26 protein-coding genes are annotated in these 23,483 nt (G+C 56.8%); 14 read left to right on the top strand and 12 right to left on the bottom strand.

Annotated elements, in window-relative coordinates; genetic code table 11:
* The first annotated feature begins 15 nt into the window (after window positions 1-15).
* Together FGU71_RS03025 and FGU71_RS03020 are read left to right on the top strand one after the other, a co-directional pair.
* Window positions 16-1,131, top strand: a complete 1,116-nt coding sequence (locus FGU71_RS03025) for a glycoside hydrolase family 68 protein (RefSeq protein WP_234035613.1) — start codon at window positions 16-18, stop codon at window positions 1,129-1,131.
* Window positions 1,128-2,003, top strand: a complete 876-nt coding sequence (locus tag FGU71_RS03020) for an ROK family protein (RefSeq protein ID WP_142787192.1) — start codon at window positions 1,128-1,130, stop codon at window positions 2,001-2,003. Before FGU71_RS03025 ends, FGU71_RS03020 begins: the two co-directional genes overlap by 4 nt.
* Window positions 2,004-2,174: 171 nt before the next feature.
* Here FGU71_RS03020 and FGU71_RS03015 read toward each other — a convergent pair whose 3' ends face one another.
* From FGU71_RS03015 to FGU71_RS03005, 3 genes are read right to left on the bottom strand one after another with little or no spacing between them, the layout of a single operon-like run.
* Window positions 2,175-2,519, bottom strand: coding sequence for a hypothetical protein (locus FGU71_RS03015; protein ID WP_142787191.1), 345 nt, complete (start codon window positions 2,517-2,519; stop codon window positions 2,175-2,177).
* On the bottom strand, window positions 2,512-2,931 hold the full coding sequence (locus tag FGU71_RS03010; RefSeq protein WP_142787190.1) for a DUF4199 family protein: 420 nt from the start codon (window positions 2,929-2,931) through the stop codon (window positions 2,512-2,514). Before FGU71_RS03010 ends, FGU71_RS03015 begins: the two co-directional genes overlap by 8 nt.
* The gene (locus FGU71_RS03005; RefSeq protein WP_142787189.1) at window positions 2,932-3,819 is read right to left on the bottom strand and encodes an AraC family transcriptional regulator; all 888 of its coding nucleotides are present in this window, start codon (window positions 3,817-3,819) and stop codon (window positions 2,932-2,934) included.
* Window positions 3,820-4,054: 235 nt separating this feature from the next.
* Here FGU71_RS03005 and FGU71_RS03000 point away from each other — a divergent pair, with 235 nt between their 5' ends.
* Window positions 4,055-4,447 carry a DUF4345 domain-containing protein gene (locus FGU71_RS03000; RefSeq protein WP_142787188.1) on the top strand — a complete coding sequence of 131 codons (393 nt, stop codon included), beginning with the start codon at window positions 4,055-4,057 and terminating at the stop codon, window positions 4,445-4,447.
* A 25-nt stretch (window positions 4,448-4,472) separates the two neighbouring features.
* On the opposite strand, the gene FGU71_RS02995 is transcribed toward FGU71_RS03000, so the two are convergent.
* From FGU71_RS02995 to FGU71_RS02980, 4 genes are all read right to left on the bottom strand, one after another.
* Window positions 4,473-5,141 carry a GNAT family N-acetyltransferase gene (locus FGU71_RS02995; protein WP_199799158.1) on the bottom strand — a complete coding sequence of 223 codons (669 nt, stop codon included), beginning with the start codon at window positions 5,139-5,141 and terminating at the stop codon, window positions 4,473-4,475.
* A gap of 127 nt (window positions 5,142-5,268) precedes the next feature.
* The gene (locus tag FGU71_RS02990) at window positions 5,269-5,766 is read right to left on the bottom strand and encodes a nuclear transport factor 2 family protein (RefSeq protein WP_142787187.1); all 498 of its coding nucleotides are present in this window, start codon (window positions 5,764-5,766) and stop codon (window positions 5,269-5,271) included.
* The gene (locus tag FGU71_RS02985; RefSeq protein WP_142787186.1) at window positions 5,763-6,632 is read right to left on the bottom strand and encodes an AraC family transcriptional regulator; all 870 of its coding nucleotides are present in this window, start codon (window positions 6,630-6,632) and stop codon (window positions 5,763-5,765) included. Before FGU71_RS02985 ends, FGU71_RS02990 begins: the two co-directional genes overlap by 4 nt.
* A 378-nt stretch (window positions 6,633-7,010) precedes the next feature.
* Window positions 7,011-8,114, bottom strand: a complete 1,104-nt coding sequence (locus FGU71_RS02980) for a serine hydrolase domain-containing protein (RefSeq protein ID WP_185960186.1) — start codon at window positions 8,112-8,114, stop codon at window positions 7,011-7,013.
* 10 nt (window positions 8,115-8,124) lie between these two features.
* Between FGU71_RS02980 and FGU71_RS02975 the strand changes: the two genes are divergently transcribed.
* Window positions 8,125-8,706, top strand: coding sequence for an Lrp/AsnC family transcriptional regulator (locus tag FGU71_RS02975; protein ID WP_185960185.1), 582 nt, complete (start codon window positions 8,125-8,127; stop codon window positions 8,704-8,706).
* Between the two features lie 143 nt (window positions 8,707-8,849).
* Here the strand turns inward: FGU71_RS02975 and FGU71_RS02970 are convergent, their stop codons facing one another.
* A complete protein-coding gene (locus FGU71_RS02970) occupies window positions 8,850-9,383 on the bottom strand; it encodes a TetR/AcrR family transcriptional regulator (RefSeq protein ID WP_142787183.1) in 534 nt (177 codons plus the stop codon).
* A 73-nt stretch (window positions 9,384-9,456) separates the two neighbouring features.
* Here FGU71_RS02970 and FGU71_RS02965 point away from each other — a divergent pair, with 73 nt between their 5' ends.
* The 3 genes from FGU71_RS02965 to FGU71_RS02955 all read left to right on the top strand — a co-directional run bounded on the left by FGU71_RS02965 (window position 9,457) and on the right by FGU71_RS02955 (window position 13,490).
* Window positions 9,457-9,837 carry a hypothetical protein gene (locus FGU71_RS02965; RefSeq protein ID WP_142787182.1) on the top strand — a complete coding sequence of 127 codons (381 nt, stop codon included), beginning with the start codon at window positions 9,457-9,459 and terminating at the stop codon, window positions 9,835-9,837.
* Window positions 9,838-10,287: 450 nt separating this feature from the next.
* Window positions 10,288-11,658: a tetratricopeptide repeat protein gene (locus tag FGU71_RS02960; RefSeq protein WP_142787181.1), complete on the top strand. Its 1,371-nt coding sequence runs from the start codon at window positions 10,288-10,290 to the stop codon at window positions 11,656-11,658.
* An 11-nt stretch (window positions 11,659-11,669) separates the two neighbouring features.
* The gene (locus FGU71_RS02955; protein WP_142787180.1) at window positions 11,670-13,490 is read left to right on the top strand and encodes a glycosyltransferase; all 1,821 of its coding nucleotides are present in this window, start codon (window positions 11,670-11,672) and stop codon (window positions 13,488-13,490) included.
* 51 nt (window positions 13,491-13,541) lie between these two features.
* Here FGU71_RS02955 and FGU71_RS02950 read toward each other — a convergent pair whose 3' ends face one another.
* On the bottom strand, window positions 13,542-14,978 hold the full coding sequence (locus tag FGU71_RS02950; RefSeq protein WP_234035612.1) for a S8 family serine peptidase: 1,437 nt from the start codon (window positions 14,976-14,978) through the stop codon (window positions 13,542-13,544).
* Between the two features lie 188 nt (window positions 14,979-15,166).
* Between FGU71_RS02950 and FGU71_RS02945 the strand changes: the two genes are divergently transcribed.
* The 4 genes from FGU71_RS02945 to FGU71_RS02930 all read left to right on the top strand — a co-directional run bounded on the left by FGU71_RS02945 (window position 15,167) and on the right by FGU71_RS02930 (window position 18,212).
* Window positions 15,167-15,688: an RNA polymerase sigma factor gene (locus tag FGU71_RS02945; protein WP_142787179.1), complete on the top strand. Its 522-nt coding sequence runs from the start codon at window positions 15,167-15,169 to the stop codon at window positions 15,686-15,688.
* Window positions 15,685-16,428, top strand: a complete 744-nt coding sequence (locus tag FGU71_RS02940; RefSeq protein WP_142787178.1) for an anti-sigma factor family protein — start codon at window positions 15,685-15,687, stop codon at window positions 16,426-16,428. Before FGU71_RS02945 ends, FGU71_RS02940 begins: the two co-directional genes overlap by 4 nt.
* An 84-nt stretch (window positions 16,429-16,512) precedes the next feature.
* Window positions 16,513-17,109, top strand: a complete 597-nt coding sequence (locus tag FGU71_RS02935) for a hypothetical protein (RefSeq protein ID WP_142787177.1) — start codon at window positions 16,513-16,515, stop codon at window positions 17,107-17,109.
* A gap of 110 nt (window positions 17,110-17,219) precedes the next feature.
* Window positions 17,220-18,212 carry a transporter gene (locus FGU71_RS02930; protein ID WP_142787176.1) on the top strand — a complete coding sequence of 331 codons (993 nt, stop codon included), beginning with the start codon at window positions 17,220-17,222 and terminating at the stop codon, window positions 18,210-18,212.
* Here FGU71_RS02930 and FGU71_RS02925 read toward each other — a convergent pair.
* Both FGU71_RS02925 and FGU71_RS02920 read right to left on the bottom strand, forming a co-directional pair.
* Window positions 18,209-18,907, bottom strand: a complete 699-nt coding sequence (locus FGU71_RS02925; RefSeq protein WP_234035611.1) for a tyrosine-type recombinase/integrase — start codon at window positions 18,905-18,907, stop codon at window positions 18,209-18,211. The genes FGU71_RS02930 and FGU71_RS02925 overlap by 4 nt on opposite strands.
* 116 nt (window positions 18,908-19,023) lie before the next feature.
* Window positions 19,024-20,172 (bottom strand): tyrosine-type recombinase/integrase, encoded by a 1,149-nt coding sequence (locus FGU71_RS02920; RefSeq protein WP_142787175.1) that lies wholly within the window; start codon window positions 20,170-20,172, stop codon window positions 19,024-19,026.
* A gap of 395 nt (window positions 20,173-20,567) precedes the next feature.
* Here FGU71_RS02920 and FGU71_RS02915 point away from each other — a divergent pair, with 395 nt between their 5' ends.
* Window positions 20,568-21,815: a tyrosine-type recombinase/integrase gene (locus tag FGU71_RS02915; RefSeq protein WP_142787174.1), complete on the top strand. Its 1,248-nt coding sequence runs from the start codon at window positions 20,568-20,570 to the stop codon at window positions 21,813-21,815.
* 12 nt (window positions 21,816-21,827) lie between these two features.
* Here FGU71_RS02915 and FGU71_RS02910 read toward each other — a convergent pair whose 3' ends face one another.
* Complete coding sequence (locus FGU71_RS02910) at window positions 21,828-22,277, bottom strand: hypothetical protein (RefSeq protein ID WP_142787173.1); 450 nt, start codon at window positions 22,275-22,277, stop codon at window positions 21,828-21,830.
* A 581-nt stretch (window positions 22,278-22,858) separates the two neighbouring features.
* Between FGU71_RS02910 and FGU71_RS14050 the strand changes: the two genes are divergently transcribed.
* Window positions 22,859-23,227 carry a hypothetical protein gene (locus tag FGU71_RS14050; protein ID WP_185960184.1) on the top strand — a complete coding sequence of 123 codons (369 nt, stop codon included), beginning with the start codon at window positions 22,859-22,861 and terminating at the stop codon, window positions 23,225-23,227.
* Window positions 23,228-23,293: 66 nt separating this feature from the next.
* On the top strand, window positions 23,294-23,482 hold the full coding sequence (locus FGU71_RS02900; RefSeq protein ID WP_142787171.1) for a helix-turn-helix domain-containing protein: 189 nt from the start codon (window positions 23,294-23,296) through the stop codon (window positions 23,480-23,482).
* Window position 23,483: the final 1 nt, after the last annotated feature.

Genomic DNA, 23,483 nt, shown 5'->3' with positions numbered 1-23,483 from the left:
GCTTAGGGTACTGGCATGACGACTGCCTGGGCAGCCGATTGTGTGCGCAAAATTAAAGCGTCACGCATTCCGCGCATTCCAATCATCAAAGAGAAAGGTTCTGCCACCCTTGAGGCCGGACGCGTCTATTGGGATATGTGGCCGATACAAGACCGCGATGGCCGCGTCGCGTCAATCCACGGGCGCGAACTATGGATGGCCTTGACTGCACCTGATCGCGGCGATCCAAGCTTACGCCATTTCGAGGCGAAAATTCGCCTGATCGAACGCAGGTCAGGAAAGTGGTTTGATCTCGGCGACGTGCTCCCTGAATTCATGGTAGACTATGAGCGTGAATGGGCGGGTTCTGCGGTCACCGATGGCGAAGGCGTTAGCTTGTACTTTACGGCGGCCGGGACAAATCAGCGTCCTGGAGGCTATCAACAGCGCCTCGTAGAAACGCATGCGATTATCGGGGCAGATGGGCTTCCGGACGCGTGGACCGCGCCCAGCGCATCAATCAGCGAATTGGCGCCGGAATACATGCTCGCAGACGCGCATGAAGGGGAGGCAGGCAAGATCAAGGCATTTCGCGATCCCGCCAATTTCCGCGATCCTGCCGACGGGCAGGAATATCTGATATTCACGGCCTCACTTGCCGGTACCGACAGCCACTACAACGGCGCAGTTGGTATCGCCCGGCGAGCCGACGATGGGTGGAAGCTGTTGCCGCCGCTGATCCATGCCGACGGCGTCAATAATGAGCTCGAGCGGGCGCACGTCGTATATCACAAAGGTTCCTACTACGCGTTTTGGGTCACGCAGAGCTCGACCTTCGCCCCTGACCTGAACCAAGCGCCCAACGGTCTGTATGGCATGGTCTCCGACAGTCTTCTGGGCGAGTACCGCCCGCTCAACGGGACAGGCCTGGTGCTCGCCAATCCTGAGGAGGAGCCTCTCCAAAGCTACAGCTGGTTTGTGACAAGCGAGCTTCTGGTTTCCAGCTTCGTCGATTTTCGCGGCTTGAAGGGCGAACCTGTTCCTACCGATCCCGCCGAAGCCAACCGACTGTTTGGCGGCGTACCCGCTCCACTTCTGAAACTTACCATTGATGGTGATCGCTGCGAACTTGCAGAAACGGTTGAGGCATGAGCTCGGCAGGCAAACCGCTACTAGGTGGTATCGAGGCTGGCGGAACCAAGTTCGTGCTTGCGGTGGGATATTCACCGACCGAGATCATCGAACGGCATGAAATTCCGACGCGCGATCCGGCGACAACACTGGCTCAGGCAAGCGAGTGGTTTGAGGGTCAAGGGGCGATCAGCACGCTTGGAATTGCGAGCTTCGGCCCTGTCGATCTTGATCCTTCATCACCGCACTGGGGTCACATTACCAACACCCCCAAGGCAGGCTGGGCAAAATGCGACTTGGCCGGTTACTTTGCCAGTCGCTTTGGAGTGCCCATTGGCTTCGACACCGATGTGAACGGAGCCGCGCTCGCTGAATATCAGCACGGCGCAGGAAAAGGAGCATCATCGCTTGCCTACATCACCGTGGGTACCGGGATTGGGGGAGGTCTCGTGCATGACGGGCGAGCCGTCCATGGAGCCGCGCATCCAGAGATGGGCCATATCTTCCCTCGTCGCCATAACGATGATCACGAGTTCGCAGGAATATGCCCTCACCATGGCGACTGCCTAGAAGGATTGACGAGCGGGCCAGCTATCAAAGCGCGCTGGGGAGCGTCGCTTTCCGAGCTACCCGCAGATCATATCGCGCATGAAATCATCGCCGATTATCTGACGCAGCTAGCGCACTCTCTCATCGCTATGACGGCAGTGGAAATAATCGTTTTTGGCGGTGGCGTCATGAAGACGGATGGCTTGCTTGAGCGTGTGGACCGGAGGGCAACGGAACTCGGTGCAGCATATTTTCCAGGTGGGTCGAAGCACAAGATCGTCTCACCAGGCCTTGGCCAGAATGCTGGCCTCGCAGGAGCGCTAATGCTCGCTGCTGATCTGTGAATCGACTTGAATTGGGCCGATTGCAGACTTTCGGCTCATGGGGCTGCCACCGCAAAGAGCTGCCGTTCCGCTAGCGACCCAATTGCGGACTTTTGTCCGCAGAGCCTGGCTCCCTGATAGCTGTCGTTAGTTCAGCTACGATACTCCGGCCAAAGCCTGAAGCCACGCATTTCAAGTGGCAGCGCAACGACGCGCGAGCGCACTCAATTCCTCGAACAGGACGTTATCGACGTTCTTGAAGTTGAAGCATGTTTTGCCCTGCTTGCGTTTGGCCAGGGCGGGCGAGATATCGTCGGCGAGGTCCGGTGCGGTGTAGAGCGGCATGAGGTGAAACGCCACATAGCTCTTCTTTGTCGTGACCGTGCCGAACCACCCGGGCTGCTTCGTCTTCGGATCAATGCCCGGCATCCGCAGTTCCAGAGCGCCTGCCTCGTCGCGGTTGATTGTCATGGCAGGAGCGGCTTCGAGCATTATCGTGCGCAACCGCGCGTAGACATCGGCAAAATCGTCAGCCATTTGTATTCCTCCCGCGTTTAGAGAAGCCATAGAGGCTCACAACCAGAACGGCACCAAGAATCAATGCGCTGACAAAGCCGTACAGCGCCTGTGCGCCAGCATCCATCGAACCGCCGTCGAGCCGGAAGCCCGGGTTGACCGCTGTGAAGTAGAGATAGATCGCTGCGCCACCGACCAATCCGCCCGCTGCGCCAAAAATCAGGCCTTCGCGCATCGCCTCGCTCCAAGACGAAAGCACGGCGTGTCGGACCACCCACCAGGCCCCGATCACCGGAAAAACAAGCGATAAAAAGCCCGTCCATCGCCCCGCACCGCCCTCTGGATCGTCGTGCAGCCCCAGCGCATATTCGCCAAACATCCACGCACCGGTCGCGGCGCCAACCGCGATGCCTGCTGTGATCGATGGTTTCATTCAGTCCTCCAATGGAATGGCGAGCGTGACGTCGAAGCGATCCCAGCCGATCTCGTTCGGTGTCTGGTTATAGATTTCCTCAGCGGCTGCTGGGCGAAGGTTGTGGCCGGAAGCCGGAAGCCAGCTTTTGAACAGCAGGTTCCAGGCGCGGTCGACGGCAGCAAAGTCCCCCTCCACGTGCGTCACGGCCCAGCGTCCTTCGTCTCGACGGGCAGCCTGGAGACCTTTTGACGCGCGCGTTCCATCCAGGACTTCGAGGCTGAAATCATATCGGCAGCGCGACAGGGGTACCAACTCGGGATCGTCCCGTGATGCGCCGGCCAATCGACCCGGCATGGCGATACCCAAGGTCTTCGAGAAGGCATCGATGCGTTCATAGGCGGCGACGATCAGCGTCGGATCGAGATAAACACCCACGGCTCGGCTGATGATCAGGTTGGCAGCAGGGCGATCGACAATCTCAACCTTGAAATCCGGTGGCAGAGGCAAGGCTGGCCGCAGGAAATAGCGCGAAACGGCCAGCGCGTCATCGCGATCGGTCCTGCCACGCCAGTATTTCTCGAGATCGAATGCGCTTGGCGTGCAGCCAAAGTGCCGCTTGAAGGCGCGGGTAAAGACATCCTGCGAACGATATCCGACCGCCCCTGCAATGGCTTTCCATTGCGGCCGTATTACCCTACGCGTCAGCGCCAGCGCGCGCTCCATCCGCATTCGGGTCGTCATCGCGTGCACGCTTTCCCCGGTCAGTGCCGAAAAAATGCGATGAAAATGAAACGGCGACAGGCAAGCCTCGTCGGCGAGTCGTTCGATCGACAGGTCCTGATCGATGTGCCGATCGATCAGCGCGAGCGCGCGGTTGATCCGAGTTTCGTAGCGTTCATTGGTCACGCTGCAGCCTTACCAGACCGCGGTCATGGGATACATCGCCGTTGTTCGACGATTCTTGCTGAACTGCGGTGATGGCGTCCGCTTGCAAGGTCCGTATCCCTCGAAGCCGCCTGTCCCCTATCGGGATCTTGAGCGCCGGAAGTCGCCATCCCGCTAACGACCCAATTGCGAGCTCTACCACGGACTTGCCCGCTCGAATTGGCCCCTGAAGCAGATTTCTGTTATTTTGTTGGAAATGGCCCGATTGCTTCACTTAGTTCTTCATGTCTTTGGTGTGACCTGCTGCGGGATTGCAACCGTTCACATGTTGCTTGGTCTTTCTTGGGTACCTGATGCCGGCAACTTCACCGCGACACTCGATAGTCAGGACAGATTCTATGCCTCCATATTCTTCGGGTTCGGCACTGCCGTGATCTGGAGCGCGCGCGATCTCAAATCTCGAAGAAAGGTTCTGGGTTTACTCCTTGGCCTCTTTTTCTTGGGCGGACTGGCACGGATCCTTTCGGTGCTGGCGATTGGATGGCCGCACCCAATGTTTATCGTTCTAGGTGCTCTCGAACTGACCATGCCACCGATTTTATGGTTTTGGAGCAGGGTAGCCACCCGTGAAACCGCGATAGTCCGCTAACCACCTTACTAACAGCCGCTCCAAATCAAACCGGTGAAGCTCTTGCAGGGACTGGCCAATCCGCCTTCTCCAACCGCATAACCAAGCAGTCGTCTTCATCGAACCTTCGTCGTCCGACTATCGTGAACCCAAGCCTCCGATAGAACCTGTGCGCGCCTGTGTTGGAGTTCAGTGGATCGATGACGATGCCGGTGACGTCGGGCGCGGCGAAGCAGCGTTCGATCATCTGAGTCATCATCTGCGTGCCCACACCCCGGCCCAGCCATTCGGGCGGCCCGATCCATATGTCGATCGCCCTTAACCCCGGTTCGATTTCGCCCCAATAATGTGTCTGTTCGGTGTGGGGATCGCAGACATGCGTCACTCCGACCGGTACACCTGCAACTTCTGCGATCACATAGTGACTGTCATCGGTCGAACCCGCGATCTCTGTGGTCCATTCAATACCACCGAAGGCCACCTCGGCTTCCGGGTCGTCGCTGGAACACGCAATTACATGCGGCTCGCGGTCCCATGACGCCAGCATGAGCGCATCGGCAATTGTTGCCGGGCGCAAGGTAACTTGGGAAGACAGGCCCATGGCCTCGGAACTAATCCTCAAATCCGTCGGAATCAATTGTTCCAATGAAGGTCCGGCCACCGGAGAATTGATCTGGGAAGCCACCATTCCGCTCCCACCTCCAATTTCGGTCATCCGGCGCAACCAGCTAGAAAATAGAAGCAGTCCGACTGCCAATGACCCAAAGGAGGACTCTCGCCTTATGGTTTTTGGGGTACCGGCATCTGTAATGAACCCATATCTGACGCACGGATTGAACGCCTCACTCTGATCCAGAAAAACTTTCGAAACTCGAATAATGCGCTATCCGCCAGCCTTCCGCCGTTTCGATAAGATTGCCGGTATCAAACCCCGAGTTGGCAAACGCCATGCCTGGGGCTGATCCGCTTGCCGTAAATTTCACAGTCACGGTTGCGCCATGCCGATGCGTCTGGGACGTAATATCGTGAATCTCAATCTGGAACGTGTCGAGGCCCTTTACGCCGCTTTGTTCGATAGTATTCAGCCAATCAGTTGCAGACTGCATTGATCGCTCGAACTCTTGAGTGCCATCCTGACGAATAATGGTGATAGTTGCTCCATCCGCCAGAAGCGAACGGCACCTCTCATAATCATAGGCAACGAAGGAGCGCAGGAACGTCTCCATAATCACTTCTGGTTTGGCATTAGACGCATTTAAGCGAGCCGGTTTCGCGGACGGCATCGCACAGCTTGTCAGCATGATGCAAAGAAGCACCCAGAGCCCAGTTTTTCCAATCATCCGACAAAGCCTTGGCTGACATCGATTGGTACGTAGATGTCAGTACGACATTCTGTTTCAACGACTTCTTCAGGGTCGTCGATATAGTGGTAGACGTTAGGTAGATCCCGGAAGGCGATGCCAGGCTTGCCGAGCGCGAACCCGTAGATTGCGTTTAGCGTATCGTTCAATCCATGATCTGGACCGATATGACGGACAAGTAAGTGTAGCCCGCCTTGAATCGTGATGCAGTCAAGGTTTTTGGGATCAGACAGTACGACCGCTGCATCGAATCCGAATCCCTCTTCTTCACATAGTTCCATATCGTTCTGCGGAAGCCCGAGGGCCGCCCGAACGTTCTGAGGACCTCCAGCTGCCTCGAACAGTTTGCCATAAGTCTCCGCGAGATCAGGATACTTGTCTTCGGTTTTGATCAGCAACACATCCAGAGGGTCAAGCGAACAAATTTGGATGCGCGCAGTTCTAGCTGCAGCTTCGCGCTCGTCGTCAGGTTCAGAGAGAGTGCGAATGGCTGAAGCCAGTCGCTCTGGATCCGCCCGCATCGCTGAAGCACTGTCCGCCAATTCTCTTCTCAATGCTTTTGCGTATGCTTGACTGGATCCGTAACCCGCGGCCATCGCCGCTTGCGTGACCGAGATTGACGGATCCTGTAATGCGGCAGTTGACTTGGCAAGGCGAAGGCGTTGAACAACTTGGGCGCATGTCTCGCCAGTCAACAGTTTAAACACTCGGTGGAAATGATACGGCGAGATTCCAGACGCCCTCGCGACGTCTCCGAGACTTGGAGCACGGTCCTCTCTCAGCTCAGACTGAATATACTCCAATGCCTGAGCGATGCTGCCCAGCATGTAATGACTAGTATTCATTCGAACCGCCTCCAGAATTGAACTCGTCCCTACTCATTAGGATCGTGAGTTAGAAAAGACGTGTCCAATCTTGCGGGAACGGATTTTTTGCGGGTGATGACCCGCCAATGCTCTCGTTCCATTCGGCCATTAACGGATGAAGTTTGCACTAGACCGGAAAGTCCGCTCTCCACCCCAAGGGCTGACTAATCTCAAGCCAGATGGACGTGCCAGTAGCGGAATGATCGCCTAAGCTCCTAGATTACTGAAAGCAGACCGCCTTATAGCGACCGATTTGCGGACGTTGGGCGATGAAACGTTGGCGGCCCAAGAGCGTCGTTCATGAGAATCTAAGAATGCCGAGCCCACCTTCACTCCGTTACAACGCCAACTTTGGCATCAGGGCATGGGCACTGAGCAGGCATCCTTCAGCAAAAGCGCGCTCGATTGCAGCAAGGCCATCAATGCATCGGGATCGTCTGCATTGACATGCCCGATCAGTGTGGCCCCATAATCCGGAATCGCGTAGGCAAACGTAAGGTATCCGAAGGTATCTCCAGTATGCCCGATCAGCCGGCGGCCTGAACGCGCAACGATCATTTCGGCTCCCGGACCCGCGAACTGGTTGCCCGTATCTGTTTCCACAGGTTCCGCGATCATTGCATCACCGATTGACCGCATCTCGTCGTGCTCAAGAAAAAGCGCTGAAAGAAGGCGGCTCAAATCCTGAGTGCTGGCGGTGATCCCGCTATCAGGGCCGGTATTTTCGGCATATTGCCATGTATCTTCATCGGGATAGAGAGGTCTTCCATATCCATGGATTGACCCGCCAGGATGCGCAGTATTGTACCGGGTTTCTAACAGCTCCAATGGAACCAGAATGTGAGCAGATATGAGCTCGCCTAAAGGCTGGCCGCTGACCGCTTCAGCAACAAGCGCGAGGATATGGTAGTTGGTATTCGAATAGGAATATGCGGCGCCTGGCCGATTGGTCGTGTCCCGCCTTCGGGCAACTGCCAGCACGCGCTCTGGCGTGAGCGGCAAGGTCCAGTCCCAGGTTAGATATGATTGCTCGTCATAATAATCGGGCACTCCGCTGGTATGGTTCAGCATTTGGCGCAGGCTAGCATTTGCGTTGGGCACTCCAGAAAGATCATCACCAACGATATAATCTGTCGCGGGCATATCGAGATCAACTAAGCCCTGCTGCGCAAGCCGATGGATGATGGCGGCTGTGTAAAGTTTCCCGATGCTGGCAATTCGTAATTGCTCGCCAGTTGGCATAGGCGTTTTTGAAACGCGGTTGGCAATTCCCTGCGCTGAAACATAGCTAATGCCGCATCCCTGAAAATCTAGGATTGCGCCTGCGTTTGCACTGTCAGCTGCAGTGGAGACAATGTCATCCAACAGCACTTGATAGTCCGGCTGCTGTTCCTGAGCTTGGATCGGAGTTGATGCGCCAGCAAGAACGAAAGCTGCAGCGAAGATGAAAGGTAGGCGCATAAGATTCTCCATGATGTTTGATGGATCTATAGCCCTGTTCCAGCAAAACGTTTTGGCGTATATCGGCGAGTATATGACGAATTTCGTCATTAATGAGTGTTTCAAGAAAGAAAATCTGCAAATGGATCTCGACAGCTTCGATTTGGCGATTCTGGATATCGTGCAGCGCGACAATCAGCGTTCGCATGGCAGCATAGGCACAGAAGTAAACCTTTCGGCATCAGCCGTTCGTCGACGCCTCTCTGCAATGCGCAATGCGGGGATAATCGTCGCCGATGTCGCTCTTATTGATCCTGCAAGGCGGGGTTTGACGTTTATCACCTCAGTCACTTTCGACCGTGAGGATATTCAAGCATATGAGAATTTCGAAAAGACCATGTTAGCCGAACCGGCAGTGGCTCAGTGTTATTCGGTGTCTGGCGATTACGACTTTATCTTGCTGGTTTTTGCGGAAACGCCAGCGGCTTATGCAGCTTGGGGAAAGCGTGTCTTGATGCCTAATCCGGCGATCGGACGTTATTCGACTGCAATTGTCTGGTCTCAGGTCAAATTCTCGACCGTCGTCCAGCCTGCCGACGAAACTTATCCTTGAAACCAAAAGCTGCCCGCATCAGCTTTTTTCATTGGCACATTCATTAAAGCACACATCCCGCTTTCCATCTCAGGACAAGACGGTCCGGGAACGATCCGTTGTGGGCTCCAAATGACGCAACTGTCAGTCGCCCAAGCGGACGGTTAACTCTCCAATAGCTCGCTAATTTCGTCCAACACGGACACTCTAATTGAGGAGTGCCGCGAGCCGACAACGATTTCCTGGCCTAGATATGCCCAGTAAATGAAGGCTGCTCGATCAAGCGCAAGCTGGTCTTCCACCCCTGCCTTGGCGAGCAATTTGGCGATATATTGAACCCTTTCAGTATCGACCGCTTCCACGACTTTCGCCACTTCATCGTCGTGCATTGCCCAAGACCTGATCGCCCGATCAAGGCTGCGGTCTCCGACAAAGGCACGCCTCATGAGATACTTCAGACGGCTCCGCTCTGCCTTCTCTGCAAGGTTTTGTATTACCTGGGTCGTCGTACTCTCTTGCCAGCTCTGCAGCAGCTGCGACCGAAAATCGGCAGCATCCTGAAAGTGCCAATAGAAGCTCCCTCGAGACACATTGAGCTGTGACGACATTGTGCCGACTTTCAGGGCGCTTTCCCCGGCGCTCGCCAATGTCTTCAGGCCGTGTTTTATCCAGTGAGATTTTTTCAGGCGATCGTTCATCAGCCAACCATACACTTGTGTATTGATCTTCGCCAAGTCCTGAGTTATCTAACCATACAGAGGTGTATGGAATATGGATTGGCAAGACATTGCTTTGATTGCTGCAGGGATGATTGGGAGCACCGTGGCCATAATCCATGGCGTGCTGGTTCGGCGTCTGATGATTAGGCCATTGCAGCACGGTTTCTTGGCGGACGAGCGCACCGCACCACCAGTCAAAAAGCTCGTCCCGCTGTTGCTCGACTTTAGTGCCTACAACTGGTTGGTTGGTGGGATTGCGCTGATCGTGGCGGCCATATGGCTCGGCCAAGAACAGAAAGCGGTGGCTGCTGTCCTCGTTGGAAGCTCATACTTATATGCTGCGATTGGGAATTTTTGGGGCACGCGTGGCCGCCATTTCGGCTGGATGCTCCATGCAGCCGCGCTAGGTTTGATCCTGTTTGGCATTCTATGAGCCGCAGCTTTGAATCGGACACCATCAATGCAATCCATTCCTCCTGCGTTCGATGCGAACCAGAGATGCCTCTCATCTTTCTTACATCGTATTGAAAATGGGCTGACCGCTGGCCACCCCATTTACGTACGTTCGAGCCGTGACTGAATCTGGGCCGAAAGGCGAATGTCTGCTTACAGGTAACTGATGCAGCTTGTCGGACAATCGGCCGGGGAGACTGAGTTCAAATTCGCAAACGACGTCTTTGCTGTCTGATGGCTAGCTCCAACCCCAGACATCGGTGCATCGCTCTAGAAATGTGGGGGCCTCACTCCTTTTGATTGACGTTGATCAATTCTCCAGTTCCGCTGTTTTCGAATGCTGATCACCCGAAAAATATCGGCAGAGGCGGAATAATCTCACCGCCACTCCGTAGTCGCCCGAGACAATTGGTCAAAAGGGGTGACACAGATGACGCAAACAATCGAAACCAAGCGTCCGCCAAAAAGCGACGCGAAAAGGACCAGCATCCGGCTCGGCCTGATGAGCGCGGTTGCATTGGTCGTCTTCACATCCTCCGCAATCGCCTTTGCTCAGGAGCCTGTGGCGGAGCAGGCCATGGCGGCAGGCGAGGCAGAGCAGGCAGTCGCCGCCTGGAGCAATGTGCTCGCCCGTGATCCGGACAATTTGAATGCGCTTGTTGGGCGCGCGACCGCACATGGCTGGCAGAAAGAATGGACCCGCGCGGAAGCGGACATCAACAGGGCGCTGGGGCTTGCGCCCAATGATCTCTCCGTTCTCAACGCTGCGGGATATATCGCCGCATGGTCCGGCAAACACGGCTTGGCCGAGCAGTACTTCGAGCGGATGCTCGCTATTGCTCCTGACAGTGAAGGGGCGAAAAAAGGTCTTGCCTACAATGCCTATTGGGCAGGCGAGAATGAGAGAGCGGCCAACGCATTTCAGCAGATCGCCTATGAGTTTCCCGAGGACGCAGAACCATGGATTGGCGTCGGCAACGCGCGCATTGCCGAAGGGCAGGCGCGCCGATCAGCCGAGGCATTCCGGCAGGCCAAAGCAATCGAGCCGGGCATTACAGAAGTGCGAAGCGGATTGCGCCGGGCCTATGACTATCCCGCAATAGCGGAACTTTCGGTCTGGGCTGGCGACACATCTGGTGGCGGCGATGCTGGCCTGAGAATGGTGGAAGCAGCGAGTTGGGTAACGCCCCAAACCCGCATCTGGGCACGCTATGACGATGGCCTTTCGCTCGACAACCCTGTGCTCGCACGCACGGGACAGAACGCCACCACCTATTTTGTCGGCGGTCTGCATCAGTTCGGTGACAGCTTCATCGGTTCGGCAGAATTCGGCTATCGCGATTTGCCGCTCGGTGAAAATCAGCAGGTGTACAAGCTTGAAGGGGTCTACCTTTCCGATCTTGGCGCCTCGAAGCTTGGCGGCCAGCTCAGCCCGCACAGCGAAGGTTTCACCGATCAGCTGATCTACGCCGGTCACAATTTCCGCGTTAGCGATCGCTTCTCGTTCGAGCCGAGTGTTTACCTCGCCCGGACCGGTGCGACCCGTGACGATGAATGGCGCGTTGTCGGGTACGGTGAATACAACACCGGAGATGTCGCACTCGGTGTCGGCATTGGCGGTGGCGATGTTTCAAGCATCAATCCGGCCGCCGATGGCGGTGTGTTCACCATCTACGGCAACGCATCAGCCCGCATCGGGGGATGGCACCGCGTGCACCTAAACGTTGCGCGTGAGGAAACTCCGCTGGTTGATTTCACTCGTGTTCTGGTTGGCGTGACCCTGCGCCTGCCTCGCAATTAACGGAGGCCCAGATGCTTCTCAGCCGCATTCAAGAATCCACGCAAAACGATGATACCGACGTCATCATAGCTGGTCCGCCAGAGCAATTCACATCGGACAAAGTCTGGTCTGCCGATGATCGCAAGCCCTGGCTTTTCCTGTTCATATTCGGCGCCTGGACAGCCAGCCTGATCTGGTTTGGCCCGCGTCTCATCGATCTCGTGCTCTCCGCCGAGACTTGGACAGCGAGATTTATCCTTGGATATTTCGCGTTCTTTACGCCGGTTGCGTGGCTGTATGGCCTCTACAATGTTGGCGTGGTGCTGTTCGCATCGATCTATCGCAACTTCGTGACGAAGCCTGATCCGATCCTTTCGACGACCCAGCCACCGGTCGCGATGCTTTACACGACCTGCAACGATTTCGTGCGAGCCAGTGCGCAAAGCTGCCTCGAAGTCGATTATCCGAACTTCACGCTCTACCTGCTCGATGATTCCAGTGATCCTGAATATCAGGCCATCGTCGATGCCTTTGCCGCGGAGAACCCGGAGAAAGTGAAAGTCATCCGGCGCGAGCATCGCACCGGCTTCAAGGCGGGCAATCTCAACCACGCGCTGACCAATCACGTTCGCGAACCATATTTCGCGGTGGTCGATGCCGACGAAATCCTGCCAGTTGGCTTCCTGCGCCAGCTTATGCCCTATCTCCAAAACGATCCCGAATGCGGCTTCGTGCAGGCCAATCACCGCTGCGAGGAGGAAACCAGCACCCAGCTTCAGGAAGACATGCGGATCGGCATCGATGTTCACTGGAAGTGGTATCAGCCGCTGCGCAACAAATTCGGCTTCGTGATGTTCCTGGGCCATGGTGCACTGCTGCGGCGCGGCTGCTGGAAAGAAGTCGGCGGATTTGACGAGATCGTCAGTGAGGACCTCGCTTACGCAATCTCCATCCGCGAGCGGGGCTATTACGGGGTATTCGCCGAGGATGTTGTGTGCACCGAGGCTTTTCCCGAGACCGTTCGCGCTTTCCGGGTGCGCCACGTCAAATGGACGCGCGGCACATGCGAATTCCTGCACAAATGGACCATGCCGCTGATCCGGTCACGTAAGATACCGTTGATTGAGAAGCTGGATATCTTGTTCCCTACGGCTAATCTTCCGCTCACCTTCTTCTTCTTTATATTCATGTTAATTGCGGGATTGGGCATGCCTTTCGTGCTTGGCCAGCAACAGGAGCTGACCTGGGTGGTTGCCGGTCAGGAAATGTCAGTGCCGGTCCGGCTCTTGCCGCCTGAACTCACCAGCATTTTTACGCCGGACTTCTTCGCGATCACAGTGCTCACGCTGTTTGCACCGATCCTCTGCTTCATTCTTGAACATTGGAAGCAGCCGCTTCGCCTGTGGAGGTTCCTGTCACGCAGCACGGCGCTGTACGCCGCGCTTAGCCCCTTGTCCGCCGTTTGCGTCGCTGGCTATGGCCTGACCGGCAAGGCGCGGTTCCTCGTGACAGGCGACGTCAAAGGGCATGCGAACACAGCAAGCAAGGAAGGGTCAGCCATCAATCGCTATCTCTCCGAAACGCACCCGGATTCGATGGCGACATGGAGCTTCGAGATCGTCGCAGGCGCGCTGTTTCTCGCCGCCGCTTTTGTCAGCTTCCAGCCCGCCTTTGCCGGACTGGCTCTGGCGTTTCTGATGCAGCCATATCTGCATGGCCTGGGATGGAACCAAAAGGTGCTCCGCTTCTGCACCATGATCCCGTTTGCGCTGATCGTGGGAAGCGTGATGTTGGGAAGCGCGAGCCTGTTTGGGCTTCAGCCAGTGCTCTTCGGTTTCGGTTTCCACTTCTGATCCGGCGATAATCGGGAAGGGCGGCGAGGCACACAGCCTTGCCGCCCTTTGCTATTCGATCAGACCGTATCCATAGACGCTGTCATAGCCTTTGGGGCCAAGGTCTTGAGCGGAGCGTCTGAGCTGACGCGCACAAGACTGCGCAGAGCGACGGGCCTGACAGCGCGCCATCCACGCAGCGACATGTGGGGTCGCAAAGCTGGTTCCGGAAAATCTGACGATTCCGCCGCGCGAACTTGCGGCGGGCTCGTCAACACCCCGCGCGGCGACCGTGATGTAGTTGCCCTGATTGGCGTAGCGATACACCCGATTGCGCTGGTCAACGGCCGTTACTGCGATGACAGGGGGAAGGGCCGCCGGATAGGCTGGAGGTGCTGACGGACCACCATTGCCCGCTGCTGCGACAATCAGGGTGCCCCGCCCCACAGACTGCTCGATCAAGCGGTCGAGGATCGCATTCCGCGGTCCAGCCAGGCTCATATTCACTACCGGAACATTCTGCGTGACCATCCAGTTAAGTGCAGCCACGATATTGTCTGCGGAGGTGTAAGGCTTCGTGCCGCGCCCTCTGAAGATATTGGCAATGTAGAGCTTGCGGGTCCCCTCACTTGCGAGGATCGATGCCACAGCTGTCCCGTGCGCTTTCGTAATTCCGCTGGCATTGGCGAAATCACGCGAGGTTATCGACACGCCGGAAAGCGCAGGATGACTCACGATCGCCGTGTCGATCATTCCGATCATGAGTCTTCCCTCTTTTCGAGGAAGAGTTGCCCCTTTCGCAGTGGCTTGATTGCCCGATGGCGCATAGTGGAGCCCGTAGTAATGGGTGTAATCAAACACTGCATCCGGTTCCGTTCGCTGCGCGACCCGCAACGCTGCGGGAGCATCCACACCTACGGGAGTCTTGAGACGGTGAAGCCAGTTGCCAAGCGCCGGCAAGTCCTGTTTAGCCAGAACCTCAAACCCTGATTGTTGAAGCCTTTCAAGCTCTGCATCGCTTAGGCTGAGGCCCACAATTTCGCCGCGTCTCACAGGAAAACCGCGCTCGTCAAACTCAGGTGCTTCATCGGCTGCCAAGCCGCGCAATTCGGCGCTGTTGCCGTATTCTGCGGCCTCTTCCGCGCGGTCTGCTGCGTCCTCGGCGGCGTCTTCCTGTGCCTTGGCGAGCTCTTCAGCGAGTTCTTCTGCGTCTTTGATTGCCTCTTCCTGGGCTTTTACAGCAGTTTCGGTGCGATCCTCTTCAAGCCGGGCAAGATCGCGCTGCTGGCGTTCTGGATCGTCTGCGCCGCGCTCCATGATTTCAGCACGATCTTCTATATAGCGCGCTTCGTCACGGGCCGCGCGTTCGGCCGCTCGTGTTGCATCCCTTTCGGCGCGTTCAAGCGCGCGTGTGGCACGGTCGGCATCGTCGCGCTCGCGATCTTGACCGCTACCGGGCTCGGCCAAAAGGACGCCCGCACTGCCAACCGCCAAGGCTGCAGCACACATCCCTCCTAGAAAGAGCCTCAAAGAACGCTTGTTTTCAGACATTTTTCTTCTGCTAGTGACCTATATCATCCGAAAACAACGCACAATCCTCGGTGCTATTCCCTGAATACCGCCTGATCTTGGGAAAATTTGTATTATGCGCGATGCTGGGGAATAAACGGCCTGCGATTGCGTAGTCGGGAGAGAAAATGACAGGGGACGGCACAACGGGACATGGCGATTTGCGTCAGCAAATTATTCATGTCTTGCCGCGCCTGCGAAGGTTCTGCCTCGCGCTCACCCGCAGGCAGGAGATCGCCGACGATCTTTGCCAGTCGACTGTCGAAAGAGCCTTGAGCCGCGCAGAGCAGTTTCTGCCGGGTTCGAAACTGGATAGTTGGATGTACAAGATCGCACAGAACATCTGGATCGATGAAGGGCGAAAAGCCCAGACACGTGGTGTCCATGTCGAAATGGACGAAGCGTTCGGCGTGGTCGGCGCTGACGGTGTTCAGGTCCTGGAGGGGCGATCCGATCTGGCACTTGCCCGCAGCGCATTGGCTGCTTTGCCAGAGGATCAGCGCGTTCTCATCACGCTCGTTGTGCTGGACGGGATGAGCTACAAGGACGCAGCCGAGATGCTCGAAATCCCTATCGGGACAGTGATGAGCAGGATAGCCCGTGCGCGGCGATCCATCGATAAGCAGGTCAACGGGGAGATGGCGCAATGAGCGGTCAGAACGAACGCGACCTGAGGATCGCTGCCTATCTTGATGGTGCGATGAGCGAGGAGGAAGCGCTCCAGTTTGAACACGAGCTTGAGGCCGATTCTGAGCTCGCCGATGTGGTCGCACGGTTCGCGTCCAACGATGATTTGTTGCGACAAGCGATGGCGACTGATGAGGGGCACGGCATCGACGACGCGTTTCTCGCCCGAATGGGATTGGCAGAGGCGGCAGCCGCTTCACCGCCAGCAAACAATCGACATGCCTCCCCGGAGCCAGCCAATGACAACCCGCCGTTCTGGAAGCGGTGGCAAGTCGGAGCCGGAGCGGCGATAGCTGCGTGCCTCGCCTTGGTCCTGACATTTGCACTACCCGGCGCCGGGCCGCCCGGATTTGGGGATGCGCTTGAAGCTACGCCATCGGGGCAACTCGCTTCGCTTGGCGATGGCGAAACGCTCAGCCCGATTTTGACCTTCGAAGCCGGCGATGGTCGGTTTTGCCGAGAGTTCACCTATGCGACTGCACAATCAGAATCTTCAGGCATTGCTTGCCGTTCAACGAGCGGTTGGAAGATCGAAGCGTGGAGCGATGATGCTGTCGACATACCCGACAGCAGCGAAATCGCGTTGGCTGGCAGCGACGGCCCGTCAAGCCTTGACGAAGCCTATGACCGACTTGATGCGGGCGATCCCTTGGCGGTGGAAAAGGAAAGCCAGATCATGCGCAATGGGTGGGCTCCGGAATAATTTTTAGCGGAGCGCGGAATAAGCTCCGCATCGCTCCGTTGTCATGCAGTTCGAGCAACGAACCCGTAAGCAACGGAGAAGAAAATGCAAAAACACAGGAGCTTGAAGCTGGCAGCATGTGCCGCAATCGGTGCCGCCATGCTCACCGGAGGCCCGGTTGTCGCCAAGCCGGACCGCGATCGTGAGATGCGCGAGTGCCGTGGATGTGAAGATCGGACTGATGACCGGGACTACCAAGATCGCGGCGTTCGCGATCGCGGTGAGGGGCGCGGATATGATGACCGTGGCCGCGGGCGCGGAGCAGATGACGCCCCCGGACACATGCGTCGTGGCCGTGGCGCTGATGACGGACCGGGCGACATGCGCCGCGGTCGAGGCGCCGATGACGGTCCGGGGGATATGCGCCGTGGTCGGGGAGCGGACGACGGCCCCGATCACATCCGTCGCGGGCGCGGACGCGATGACGCACCGGGCGATGATCGCGGTGGTCGCAGCCGGGAGCGTGATGACAAGCGCTACGATGACCGGCGCGGCGATGACCGGTCGGATAGCGGTCGCAGACGAGGAGGCAATTCAGACGATCTGGCGGATCGCGTCGATGACAGCGATTCAGCCGCCGACACCCCTGGCGAGGGTCGCGGGCGTGGGCGCGGAGGAGACAATAGTCCCTCAAGCGATTGAGCCGCCGGGTCGCGGGCCGCTCCGGTTTGGGACAACCGGACCGGGGCGGTCTTGCCACACGTGAAATGAACATGCAGATTCAAAGAAAAAGACTGTGAGGGGTGTCACGAATGAAAATTTCAGTAAGAACCGCATTATGCGTAGCTTCAGCAGGAGTATTTCTGGTTGCAACGCCGGTCAGCGCACAGGATGAAGCTCAAGCGGACCAAGAGAACAAATCCAGCAGTGCGGCAAGCTTCCGCCTGAACACCGGAATCAGCTATTCAAGCGGTGACTATGGTGAGCTTGAGGACACCGAAGTCATCGCTGTACCAATCAGCCTGACTTACAAGAACGATGGTTTGAGGGTCCGCGTTTCGGTACCTTGGGTGACTATCGACGGCCCCGGCTCGCTGCTCGCAACGCCTGAGGGACGCGACGCCTTCTTTGGCGACAGCGGATCGGGGCAGGGTCGCGGTAGAGGCCGTGGACGCGGCGGAGACGGCGATAATTCCGGCTCGGGCTCCAGCAGTTCCGGTTCTGGGTCTGGCGGAAACGATATCGAGGTGGAAGACGACCTCGATGATGATGTGATCGACGATGACGATATCGTCGATGAGGACGGCTTTGCCGGTCCCGATCAACGCCGCAGCGGTCTTGGCGATGTGAATGTCTCGGCGGTGTATTCCTTCGAACTTACCAAGGGCACATATTTCGAGCCGCAGGTGAAAGTGAAACTTCCGACGGCGTCTCGCGCTGATCGACTTGGTACAGGCGAAGTCGATGTCACGTTGAGCGCGGATCTTGTGCAGGTGGTCGGCCCGATGACCTTCTACGTCCATGGTCGTCGCAAGTTCGCCGGGAAACCGGAAGGCTCGACGATCCGGTCGACATGGGGAGCAGGCGGCGGTGCGAGTGTGCGCGCCGGAGATGGCGTCAGTGTGGGCGCAGACTATTTCTGGCAGCAATCAGCTTTCGCAGGCAGGCAAGCATCCAGCGAGGTATCGGGTTGGGCCAGTATGCGGGTAAGCCGGAACATCAGTCTCACCGTTTATGGCGGGACGGGCCTCAACGACAACAGTGCCGACCTCTTTGGCGGTGCGGGCGTGGGCTTCCGGTTCTAGAATTTCTGCCATGCTGAAGCAAAGCCGGACGCCAGCGAGCCAAGAGCTGGCGTCCGCCGGCGGTTAGATTTCGGTTTTTCTGCAAGAGTGAGTGCATCCTCAATATCTACGCCCAAGTAGCGGACCGTGTTTTCGATCTTGGAATGACCCAGCAAGATTTGGATCGCCCGAATGTTGCCGGTGGCTTTGTAGATGATCGAGACCTTGGTTCGGCGAAGGGAGTGGGTGCCGTACTCCTCCGGTCGCAGGCCGATGGCCGCAACCCACTCATCAACAAGCCGAGCGTATTGTCGCGTGCTCAAGTGGCGTGTGTGATCAACACGGCTCGGAAAGACGAAGTCCTCGACGTCCCCGCCTCTGAGTTGCAGCCAAGCGAAAAGGCTTGAACGCGCGTCTGCCGCAATCTCGAACTGGACAGGTTTGCCCGTCTTGCGCTGCGTGATTGTCGCCCGTGTCCTAATTTCTGGACCACTAACCAAATCACCGATCTTCAGCTCGACTAGGTCACAGCCTCGCAGCTTGCTATCAATCGCCAAGTCAAACAGCGCTCGATCTCGAACGCGCTCTTCTCGATCTAAGAAGAAACGGATCGCCCAGATCTGCTTCTGATTGAGTGGACGCTTTGGACCGATCTTAGCGCCAAAGTTCCAAGGCACTCGGTGTTGAGAAGCAGGATCAAACTGTGAGTATGTCATTTTCATTCTCCTCGGCCGGAATGGCCTCAGAGAATGTCCGCTTTCAGTAACTAAGATCTGGAATCGCTACGTCTTGAATTGGGGCGCAAAGCCGCCGTGCTCATGAGAGTGCTTCTTTACCTTCCAGCGCAGAAATCTGACCACTCGCGCATCAGCTCTCGCCGCTTGTCCAGATAGTTGGTACGCCGATAGGCGGCCTCCACTTTGTTGCTGACCGTATGGGCTAGTGCCGCTTCCGCCACCTCGCCGGGATAACTGGTCTTCTCTGCTACCCAATCTCGGAACGCAGATCGAAAGCCGTGAACGGTGAAGGGCAACTTCGCGTAACGCAGGACCTTGAGCAGCGTCATGTCGGACAGGGGGCGCAGGACATTGCGACCGGGAAAGACCAGATCACTGCATTCGGCATAGTAAGGTCTGGCACGTTCGAGCACGCCGATTGCCGCATCGGTCAGCGGTACCACGTGTTCCTTTCCAGCCTTCATCCGCTCCGCAGGGACAGTCCAGAGCTTTGCGTCCAGATTGATCTCCGCCCATTTAGCACCCCGCACTTCGCCCGATCGAGAGGCAGTTAGGATCAGGAATTCAAGCGCGAGCCGTGCGACACTCGTTCGCTTGTGCAGATGCTCGAGGAATTCCGGAACATCCTCGTAGGGCATCGCAGCGAAATGGCCGTCCTGCTTCGGCTGTCGTGGCAGTGCGCGGCTCAGCGAGCGCATTGGCGCTTCGGTCGCGCGCATTCCGTTTGCGTATGCCCAATCCAACACAACGCCTATCCGCTGCTTTACCCGGCGAGCCGTCTCTGGCTTCTCCAGCCAGAAATCGAGAAGCACTTCACGGATGAGCGGTCCCTCGATGTCGTTAACGAGTTTGTCGCCAAGCTTTGGGAAGGCATAGGTTTCCAGCGTGCTGATCCACTGATCCTGGTGCTTGCCGTTCTTCCAGGTTGCTTTCTGCTCGGTGTGGACCTTCTCTGCAGCAGCCTTGAACGTGAGGATTTCGATTTTCTGGCGCTTGCGCTCTTCGATCGGATCAATGCCTCGCTGAATATCGCGGCGCATGTCGATCGCGAGTTCGCGGGCTTCAGCCAAGGTAACTAAGTCTAGTGGCCCTAGGCCGATGTCCCTTCGGCGCCCGTTTATGGTCGCGCGCAGCACCCAATACCCCTTTTTTGGGGCGGTGAGCAGCAGCGATAGGCCATCGCCATCCATGTAGCGGCCCGGTTTAGTGAGAGCTCGAATCTGAGCAGCGGAAAGTTTTCCCATAGCCATCCATCCTCGTTCTCTTCCCACATCTGCTCCCACAATTGTTGGTAGAAAGTGTGGGAAGGGTTAGAACAAAATAAGAACTAGAGATTCCGATGCAAGTCCGAAAAACCTCAGAATTCTGCGGCTTTCAGGAACTTTCTGGGATCTCTTGGGATGGTATAGGTGGCGGAGACGAAGTCCGCCTAACTATACACCGCATAAGTCCGCATTCATCCCCTTAAGCCCTAAGAATGCTGGGATTTTGGGCCTTCGCATCAATCCGACTGTCCGTATGCGTCCCGTTGCGTTCCCATAAAACCGCGCTATTATCGGGGAACGGTTATGGGAACGGCTGCTAATTCCGCCACTCTGGCAAGGCGCTGGCAGGTTCGACTACCGGACAGGGAACCGAAATGCCGCGCAAACTGCACAACGCTCTCACTCCACTAGCGGTCAAGAATGCCAAGCCGGGACGCCATGGCGATGGTGGCGGGCTGCATTTGCTGGTGAAGCCGACCGGCGCGCGCTCATGGGTCTTTCGGTTTATGCTCAATGGCAAGTCGCGGGACGGTGGCTTGGGCGCGGCTGGGCAAGGCGGCATGTCGCTTGCTGATGCACGCGATGAAGCGGCGGCGCTGCGCCTCAAGGTAAAGGCGGGCATTGATCCGATTGAGGAAAGGGATAGGGAGGCCGCGCAAGCGCTTGCGGCGGCTCAGGCTGCCAAGGTGGCTGGAACCACGTTCAAGGACGTAGCATCCGCCTATATCGCTGCGAACGAGGGAAGCTGGCGTAACCCCAAGCATCGCCAGCAATGGCGCAATACGCTCGACACCTATGTTTATCCGGTGATCGGGGATTTGCCAGTTGCCGAGGTTGAAACGGCACATGTGCTCAAAATCCTCGAGCCGATCTGGAAAGAAAAGCCCGAGACTGCCAGCCGCATTCGCGGGCGCATTGAAACCGTGCTCGATAGCGCCAAGGCGCGCGGCTATCGCCAAGGGGAAAACCCAGCGCTTTGGCGCGGGCACCTTGCGCAAATCCTCCCCGCTCGCACTCGCCTATCGCGCGGGCATCACAAGGCGCTCCCCTATGAAGAGATTCCAGCATTCGTCCGTTCACTTCACGAGCGGGAAGCGGTGGCAGCGCTGGCACTGGAATATACGATTCTCACCGCTGCGCGCTCTGGTGAGGTGATTGGCGCGACTTGGGCAGAGGTGGATCTGGAAAAGGGAATCTGGACGATCCCAGCCGAGCGCATGAAGGCTGCGAAAGAGCATCGCGTTCCACTGCTTCCCCGCGCAGTTGCCATCCTCGAAAGTCTAGAGCCACTTGGCAGCCTCTATCTATTTCCCGGCCCGCAAGGCGGCAAGCTTTCCGGCATGGCCATGTCGATGCTCATGCGCCGTATGAAGGTCGATGCGACCGTGCACGGCTTTCGTTCTGGCTTTCGCGATTGGGCAGCCGAATGCACCGGCTATGCCCATGAGGTTGCCGAAATGGCGTTGGCCCACACTATCGAAAACAAGGTCGAGAGGGCCTATCGACGCGGCGACCTATTCGACAAACGGCGGCGGCTTATGGCGGATTGGGCAATCTATTGCGCCAGTGACGGCGCGGCTCGTGGTGAAGTCATACCTATCGGAACACGCTCCAAAGCTTAAATTGAGGAGCGACTAGAATTTGCGCTCGCTTACATCTGCTACCTCACAGCTTGCCAAAAACCCGTTTCCTGAAGTGAGGATGCCGGTTCGCCGGTCAATTTCAAAGCGCGAGCTTTGCATGAAATTGAAAACGACTTTGCCTCGAATGAAGTCATCTTTCATTTCGAGGTCTTTTACTCGATACCAGCCCCCCTTAGAACTAGCGACCTGAGGAGCCAAGAAACGAGGCAAATTCACTCTTGGATCATCGCCATTGAGCCGAAGTTGAATGACCGCGCTAATTTCGCGTACTTCAGTGTCTACGGAGCGGCCCGTGAGAACACTCCCGTCTGAATCTGTCACAACGGCGCTGGACCCACCTGTTTCCACAGAAGCGACGCTTGACGCTCGGCAAACGAGTAAGTCGGGAACTGAACCAGAATGAATTGAAATAGCTAAGATAGCACTGGTCAAAAGCGTCAAAATGTTCCCCTCTGATTGTGGTGGTCGCGATAGAAGCGCATGGCAGACTGTCAGTAAAAAACCGCGAAATAATAACAAGACATCGCTTTGCTTGTGCCTAAATCATTTGCTGCCCTTAACCGTTGTTCTGCTTCTTGTTAAGTAGCTTAAAGGGGATAGGCAGGCCAGCCGACAAGCGCGCATCCCACGCGCTTCCCCGCTTGACCTTGGGAACTGCGAAGGGAAGCGGCTTGCCCGATCCAATAAAACATGTGGCTACATGGAGGCCAGTGAAAGCGCCTGAACCGGCAGACCCTGAATACACAAGCGAGCCGAAAACCATCTGGGCATTGCCCGAGGATCAACGGTGCGATGCGGTGAAGGACATATTCCGGCAGGCATCCGAGAAATATCTAGAGGCCGTGAAAAACGACAATGCTAAATCGGCTCAGCAATGGTCAGTTACTGCAATTAACGCAATTTCTGGCCTATTCCCAGATACCAAAGACCCCTCGCACAGGCTGATAATCTCACTTGTTGCCGCAAGCGTTGCTGCCCGATCAGGGTCGAAAGATCATATTCTATTGCGTCCCGGTGCTAGGGTGCCTGGAACAAAGGGCGGTTTCAACATAGCAGCGATAGCAGCGGCTGGTGTCGCGGCTGTGTGGTTCCTCGAAAACAAGGGAATGTCGAAGAACGCCGCAAGAAAGAAGGTCGCCAGCATCCTCGCCTATCATGGAGTTAGCAGGCGGCGGGGCGATCATGGCGAACCTAAGTCGGTAACCGCCAGTGCAATTCGAGGTTGGGAAGAGAGGCCCGACGATTATCCTGTCGTGGCGGCCATAGCGCCCGGCTATCACGAGACATTGGAGCGTGAAGGGCTAGATCGCGGTCTGCAAACAATTGATGAGGCCTTGGCGTTCCTGCGCGAACAGGCAAATGAGCACTTGCCAACCATCTTTGCATTTTAAAGGCTTCGTTTCAGCAAACCCGGTCATGTCAATCCATCCTCGTTCAATCGCTAACGAGGAAGACCGATGCAAACCGAAGAGCACAATCCCCCCAAGATCGCATATTCCATCAAGGAAGCCTGCAAGGCATCCAGCTTGGGGCGCACGACCATTTATTCGCACATTGCGGCTGGGCGCTTGGTCGCACGGCGCATTGGAGGACGCACTGTCATTCCGGCAGAAAGCCTGCGCGCGCTTATCACTGGGGAGGTTTGAG

This window comes from Erythrobacter insulae (genome assembly GCF_007004095.1).
Classification (GTDB): Bacteria; Pseudomonadota; Alphaproteobacteria; order Sphingomonadales; family Sphingomonadaceae; genus Erythrobacter; species Erythrobacter insulae.
The sequence above is the reverse complement of the archived record's forward strand: the minus strand, read 5'-3'. Positions and strand labels throughout refer to the sequence as shown.

Bases quoted from the DNA above. Each gene is read 5' to 3' on its own strand.
- FGU71_RS03025 (WP_234035613.1), top strand. From the start codon at position 16: ATGACGACTGCCTGGGCAGCCGATTGTGTGCGCAAAATTAAAGCGTCA.
- FGU71_RS03020 (WP_142787192.1), top strand. From the start codon at position 1,128: ATGAGCTCGGCAGGCAAACCGCTACTAGGTGGTATCGAGGCTGGCGGA.
- FGU71_RS03015 (WP_142787191.1), bottom strand. From the start codon at position 2,519: ATGGCTGACGATTTTGCCGATGTCTACGCGCGGTTGCGCACGATAATG.
- FGU71_RS03010 (WP_142787190.1), bottom strand. From the start codon at position 2,931: ATGAAACCATCGATCACAGCAGGCATCGCGGTTGGCGCCGCGACCGGT.
- FGU71_RS03000 (WP_142787188.1), top strand. From the start codon at position 4,055: ATGGCCCGATTGCTTCACTTAGTTCTTCATGTCTTTGGTGTGACCTGC.
- FGU71_RS02995 (WP_199799158.1), bottom strand. From the start codon at position 5,141: ATGACCGAAATTGGAGGTGGGAGCGGAATGGTGGCTTCCCAGATCAAT.
- FGU71_RS02990 (WP_142787187.1), bottom strand. From the start codon at position 5,766: ATGATTGGAAAAACTGGGCTCTGGGTGCTTCTTTGCATCATGCTGACA.
- FGU71_RS02985 (WP_142787186.1), bottom strand. From the start codon at position 6,632: ATGAATACTAGTCATTACATGCTGGGCAGCATCGCTCAGGCATTGGAG.
- FGU71_RS02980 (WP_185960186.1), bottom strand. From the start codon at position 8,114: ATGCGCCTACCTTTCATCTTCGCTGCAGCTTTCGTTCTTGCTGGCGCA.
- FGU71_RS02975 (WP_185960185.1), top strand. From the start codon at position 8,125: ATGATGTTTGATGGATCTATAGCCCTGTTCCAGCAAAACGTTTTGGCG.
- FGU71_RS02970 (WP_142787183.1), bottom strand. From the start codon at position 9,383: ATGAACGATCGCCTGAAAAAATCTCACTGGATAAAACACGGCCTGAAG.
- FGU71_RS02965 (WP_142787182.1), top strand. From the start codon at position 9,457: ATGGATTGGCAAGACATTGCTTTGATTGCTGCAGGGATGATTGGGAGC.
- FGU71_RS02960 (WP_142787181.1), top strand. From the start codon at position 10,288: ATGACGCAAACAATCGAAACCAAGCGTCCGCCAAAAAGCGACGCGAAA.
- FGU71_RS02955 (WP_142787180.1), top strand. From the start codon at position 11,670: ATGCTTCTCAGCCGCATTCAAGAATCCACGCAAAACGATGATACCGAC.
- FGU71_RS02950 (WP_234035612.1), bottom strand. From the start codon at position 14,978: ATGTGTGCTGCAGCCTTGGCGGTTGGCAGTGCGGGCGTCCTTTTGGCC.
- FGU71_RS02945 (WP_142787179.1), top strand. From the start codon at position 15,167: ATGACAGGGGACGGCACAACGGGACATGGCGATTTGCGTCAGCAAATT.
- FGU71_RS02940 (WP_142787178.1), top strand. From the start codon at position 15,685: ATGAGCGGTCAGAACGAACGCGACCTGAGGATCGCTGCCTATCTTGAT.
- FGU71_RS02935 (WP_142787177.1), top strand. From the start codon at position 16,513: ATGCAAAAACACAGGAGCTTGAAGCTGGCAGCATGTGCCGCAATCGGT.
- FGU71_RS02930 (WP_142787176.1), top strand. From the start codon at position 17,220: ATGAAAATTTCAGTAAGAACCGCATTATGCGTAGCTTCAGCAGGAGTA.
- FGU71_RS02925 (WP_234035611.1), bottom strand. From the start codon at position 18,907: ATGACATACTCACAGTTTGATCCTGCTTCTCAACACCGAGTGCCTTGG.
- FGU71_RS02920 (WP_142787175.1), bottom strand. From the start codon at position 20,172: ATGGGAAAACTTTCCGCTGCTCAGATTCGAGCTCTCACTAAACCGGGC.
- FGU71_RS02915 (WP_142787174.1), top strand. From the start codon at position 20,568: ATGCCGCGCAAACTGCACAACGCTCTCACTCCACTAGCGGTCAAGAAT.
- FGU71_RS02900 (WP_142787171.1), top strand. From the start codon at position 23,294: ATGCAAACCGAAGAGCACAATCCCCCCAAGATCGCATATTCCATCAAG.